Annotated in this window: 5 protein-coding genes; all 5 read right to left on the bottom strand. The window is 75.6% G+C overall.

What is annotated here, in order from left to right; all coding sequences use genetic code 11:
* Positions 1-99 precede the first annotated feature (99 nt).
* The 5 genes from MTQ10_RS28095 to MTQ10_RS28075 all read right to left on the bottom strand — a co-directional run bounded on the left by MTQ10_RS28095 (position 100) and on the right by MTQ10_RS28075 (position 4,495).
* The gene (locus tag MTQ10_RS28095; RefSeq protein WP_247473107.1) at positions 100-837 is read right to left on the bottom strand and encodes an ABC transporter ATP-binding protein; all 738 of its coding nucleotides are present in this window, start codon (positions 835-837) and stop codon (positions 100-102) included.
* The gene (locus MTQ10_RS28090) at positions 834-1,367 is read right to left on the bottom strand and encodes a PadR family transcriptional regulator (protein ID WP_247473103.1); all 534 of its coding nucleotides are present in this window, start codon (positions 1,365-1,367) and stop codon (positions 834-836) included. The genes MTQ10_RS28095 and MTQ10_RS28090 overlap by 4 nt, the downstream gene beginning before the upstream one ends.
* A gap of 216 nt (positions 1,368-1,583) precedes the next feature.
* Entirely contained in the window at positions 1,584-1,835 is a 252-nt protein-coding gene (locus MTQ10_RS28085; RefSeq protein WP_247473102.1) for a hypothetical protein, read from the bottom strand.
* Between the two features lie 182 nt (positions 1,836-2,017).
* Positions 2,018-4,231 carry a 4-alpha-glucanotransferase gene (gene malQ, locus MTQ10_RS28080; protein WP_247473101.1) on the bottom strand — a complete coding sequence of 738 codons (2,214 nt, stop codon included), beginning with the start codon at positions 4,229-4,231 and terminating at the stop codon, positions 2,018-2,020.
* A complete protein-coding gene (locus MTQ10_RS28075; RefSeq protein WP_247473100.1) occupies positions 4,232-4,495 on the bottom strand; it encodes a hypothetical protein in 264 nt (87 codons plus the stop codon). It lies immediately after the preceding gene.
* Positions 4,496-4,668: the final 173 nt, after the last annotated feature.

The raw sequence follows: 4,668 nt of genomic DNA, 5'->3' as shown, positions 1-4,668 counted from the left end.
TCTCCCGGGCCGCGCCCACCAGCGCCGTCATCACCTGCTCACCGGACAGCGAGTCCAGCGCCCCCGTCGGCTCGTCCGCGAACACCACACGCGGCCCCGTCACCAGCGCCCGAGCCAGCGCCAGCTCCGCAGCAGGCCCCACGCCGTCACCTCCGCCGGCTCCACGGTCCCGTCGGCCATCCGCACCTCACGGCCCGCGTACGCGGCGGTCTGCGCGTCGTGCGTGACCAGCAGCACCGCCGCGCCCGTCTCCCGGGCCGCGCCCACCAGCGCCGTCATCACCTGCTCACCGGACAGCGAGTCCAGCGCCCCCGTCGGCTCGTCCGCGAACACCACACGCGGCCCCGTCACCAGCGCCCGCGCCAGCGCCACCCGCTGCGCCTGCCCGCCGCTCAGCTCGCCCGGCCGCAGCTCCCGCTGCCCGCGCACCCCGAACCGCTCCAGCCACTCGTCGGCCCGCGCCCCGGCCTGCGCCCGGCCCAGGCCGCCGAGCAGCAGGGGCAGCGCCACGTTGTCCCGGACCGTCAGCTCCGGTATCAGCTGCCCGAACTGGAACACGACCCCGAAGTCCGTACGGCGCAGCTCCCCGAGCCGCGCCTCCGGCAGCCCGGACAGCGTCTCGTCGCCGTACGACACCGTCCCCTCGTCCGGCCGGACGATCCCGGCCAGGCAGTGCAGCAGCGTCGATTTGCTGCTGCCGCTCGGCCCGGTCACCGCGAGGATCTCCCCGGCGTGCAGGTCGAGGGAGGCTCCGCGCAGGGCGGGCGTACGGCCGTACGCCTTGACCAGGCCCCGCGCCGACAGGAGCGGCACCGCCTCGTCCCGGTACGTGTTCATGATGCGTCGACCTCCGCGGTCAGTTGGTTCAGCCGGTCCGCCGTGGTCGTCATCCAGCGGAGGTCGGCGTCGAGATGGGTCAGGGCGTAGTCGGCCGAGAGGACCGTCGCGAGATCCGCGCCCGGCGCGGTCTTCACGGCCGTCAGCTCCCGCATCCGCGCCATGTGCGCGGCCCGCTGCGCCAGCAGGTAGGCCGCCGGGTCGCCGCCGGTGAGGATCGCGACGACGACCTTGGCGAAGATCTCGTTGGTGACGAACGGCGCGGGCGGCGCGATCTCGGCCGCCCAGCGGGTCATCTCCGCCTCCCCTTCCGGCGTCACGCGGTACAGGGTCCGCTCCGGTCCGCCGTCGGCGTCGGTGCCGTCGACCTCGGCCAGCCGGTCGCGGACCAGGCGTTGCAGCGTCGTGTACACCTGGCCGTAGGCCAGCGGGCGCGCCTGGGGGAAGCGCTCGTCGTGGCGTCGCTTGAGGTCGTAGCCATGGCTGGGGCCGGAAGCGAGCAGCCCCAGCAGGATGTGGCGGGTGCTCATGAAGATCAGTATGTATCAAGGATATGTACTGAGTATATAGTGGGGGGTGAAAAACCCGGCCACGTGCGGAGACGGGCCGGGTGTCACGGCGGCAGGGCCGGGCGGCGCCGGGCCGGGCGGGCGCCGCCGGGAGTGCCGTACAGCGATGCGGTCGTACGGTCCTTCGGTCTTACGGACGTGCCGCCGGCCGGCGGGCGGCCGTGCAGGGACGGAACCTCAGGCGCGGGCCTTGGGCTTCGTCACACGCGTCTTCGACCGGTCCAGGACCATGACCAGGCCCACGATGACCAGGAAGATCACCAGCGGGGTGAAGACGTACAGGCCCAGCGTCTCGCCGACACTGAGGCCCTTGCCGGGGTCGTCGCCGTCGTCGCGGGTCAGCGCGAGGGCAGGGGACGACATGAGCAGCATCATCAGCGTCGTACCGGCGGCCAGGGCGCCGGCGCGCAGGGCGTTCTTCTTGTCCACGTTGCCAAAGTAGCGAACGGCCGAACGGGCCGCGCGCCCGGGGTGCCGTACGGGACGGGGCGGGGGTGTCCCGGGGGACGGTTCCGGGTGCCGTACGGGACGGTTCCGGGGGCCGTACGACGCGATCCCGGGTGCCCTGCGAGGCGCACCCGGGGCCGCGCGGAGGGTCGCCCCGGGGCCGTTCAGTCGTCCCGTGCCGCCCCGCCCGCGTCCCGCGCGCCGTCGCGCAGCACCTCCAGCAGGGCCCGCAGTCGCGGGGACGCCGCCAGCTCCTCCAGCGCCACCGGGCGGCCCTCGGCGTCCGCGACGGGCAGCCGCCAGTTCGGGTACTGGTCCCACGTACCCGGCAGGTTCTGCGGACGCCGGTCGCCGACGCCGTCCGGCAGCCACACGCCCACCAGCCGGGCCGGGGTACGCAGCAGGAAACGGTGGACCGCCCGCACCTCGGCCTCCTCGGCCGGGCCGCCGGTGCCGCCGCCCGCCGACTCCAGCAGACCGAGCCGGGCCAGCAGCTCCAGCCACTCCCCGGTGTCCGCCGCCGCCTCCGCGCGCTCGGTCTCCAGCGGCCGGGTCAGCAGCCCGAGCCGGTCGCGCAGCTCCACGTGCTCGCCGCTGAGCCGGGCCGCCGTGGACGGCAGATCGTGCGTGGTCGCCGTCGCCAGACAGTCCTCCCGCCACCGCTCCGGCGGCAGCGGACGCCCGTCGCCCGCCCAGTCCCGCTCGAACCACAGCACCGACGTGCCCAGCACGCCCCGCTCGCGCAGCGCCTCCCGCACGCCCGGCTCCACGGTGCCCAGATCCTCGCCGATCACCACCGCCCCGGCCCGCGACGCCTCCAGCACCAGCACCGCGAGCATCGCCTCCGCGTCGTAGCGGACGTACGCGCCCTCGGTCGGCGGCTCGCCCCCCGGCACCCACCACAGCCGGAACAGCCCCATCACATGGTCGATGCGCAGCGCGCCCGCGTACCGGAACAGCGCCCGCAGCAGCATCCGGTACGGCGCGTACCCCGACGCGGCCAGCCGGTCCGGCCGCCACGGCGGCAGCCCCCAGTCCTGCCCGCGCGCGTTGAACGCGTCCGGCGGCGCGCCCACCGACATGCCCGCCGCGAAGTACTCCTGCTGCGCCCAGGCGTCCGCGCCGTCCGGGTGCACCCCGACCGCCAGATCGTGGATCACCCCGACCGGCATGCCCGCCTCGCGCGCCGCACGCTGAGCGGCCGTCAGCTGTGTGTCCGTCAGCCAGGCCAGCCAGCAGTGGAAGTCGACCCGGTCCATCAGCTCGGCGCGGGCCCGCGCGGTACCGGCAGACCGCGGGTCCCGCAGCTCCGCCGGCCACCGGCGCCAGTCGGCGCCGTGCACCTCCGCCAGTGCGCACCACGTCGCGTGGTCCTCCAGCGCCCGGCCCTGCCCGGCGAGGAAATCGGCGTACGCGGCCCGCCGGCCGGGGCCGAGCGGCACCCGGCGCACCAGTTCCAGCGCCTCCCGCTTCAGCTCCCACACAGCGTCCCGGTCGATCAGCGCGCCCTTGTCCAGCACGGCCGCGCGCAGCCGGCCCGCCCGCTCCAGCAGCGCCGTGACGCGCTGCCGGTCCTCCACGTACGCGAACTCCGGCACCTCCTCCACCCGCAGATGCACCGGGTCGGGGAAACGCCGCGACGACGGCCGGTACGGCGAGGGGTCCGTGGGGGAGCCGGGTACGGCCGCGTGCAGTGGGTTGACCTGCACGAACCCGGCGCCGAGCGTCCGTCCCGCCCAGGCGGCCAGCTCCGCGAGATCACCGAGGTCGCCCATGCCCCAGGAACGGTGTGACAGCAGCGAGTACAGCTGGACCAGCAGCCCGTACGACCGTCCCGGCGGCGCCGGCAGCCGCGGCGGGGCCACGACCAGGTGGGCGTCGGCGGTGCGGCCGTCGGGTGCCGTGACGGTGAGGCGGTGCACGCCGTACGGCAGCCGGGCGAGGGCGGACGAGGGGGCGTCGTCCCGGGCGGACGCCGGGGGCGGGCCGGCGTCCTGGCCGGGCGCGGTGAGGTGGGGGTGGCCGTCCCGGCCGCGCCGTGCGTGCCAGGTGTCGCCCTGCTCGGTCTCGACGCGCAGGGCGGTGTCCGGCGGCAGCGCGGCCAGCGCCGGCGGGGTGGCGCCGTCCCAGCAGACCACGGTGGGCGGCAGCAGGCGCCCGGCCAGTTCCCGCTCGCGTGCCGTGCGGGCGGCCCGGGCCGAGGCGGGGGTGCTCGCGTCCACGCCGAGCGCGGCCAGGACACGGGTCAGTGCGGTGGCGGAGGCGTGCACCTCGCGGTCGGGGGAGGGGCGGTAGGAGGGGGCGACGCCGTGCAGTTCGGCGAGCCGGATCAGGTCCTCGCTGGGTGCCGGGCCCGGCGGCGGGACGGAAGCCGCCATCTACGGCCTCGGGGACCCGGGGTCGGCGTCCGACTCGCTGGTCAGCGGCGCGGCGTCGGCCATCGGCGGCTCGCTGGTCAGGGGCTCGGCATCGGGCAGCGGCGGTTCGCTGGTCAGCGGTGTCTCGGCGCAGGCGCTCTCGGCGCTGAACACGCAGAACGGGTCGGCGCCGGACTCCGCGGCGGGCGTCGCCTGCGCGGGGATCACCGGCGCCTCGCCGGGTTTGGACAGAGCCGAGAGCAGGAGATGTGCCGATGCGGCCACTGGGGCCTCCTTGTCGCGATTGCCGGGTTGGCGTCGTACGGGTCACGGCAGGCCTACCCAGCGGGCGCGACGGCAGACGTCCCGGCTGGAACTGTGCGCGTCGCGTCACCCGCCATATGCGTGCATGTACCATCAGATTCTGACATACGGGGCGTCGGGGGAGGGTGTCAGCG

This window comes from Streptomyces sp. XM83C (assembly GCF_023072675.1).
In the GTDB taxonomy this organism is placed as follows: Bacteria; Actinomycetota; Actinomycetes; order Streptomycetales; family Streptomycetaceae; genus Streptomyces; species Streptomyces thermocoprophilus.
This window is presented reverse-complemented; position numbering and strand designations above follow the sequence as displayed.

Coding starts and splice junctions, on each gene's coding strand:
- MTQ10_RS28095 (WP_247473107.1), bottom strand. CDS start 837: ATGAACACGTACCGGGACGAGGCGGTGCCGCTCCTGTCGGCGCGGGGC.
- MTQ10_RS28090 (WP_247473103.1), bottom strand. CDS start 1,367: ATGAGCACCCGCCACATCCTGCTGGGGCTGCTCGCTTCCGGCCCCAGC.
- malQ (WP_247473101.1), bottom strand. CDS start 4,231: ATGGCGGCTTCCGTCCCGCCGCCGGGCCCGGCACCCAGCGAGGACCTG.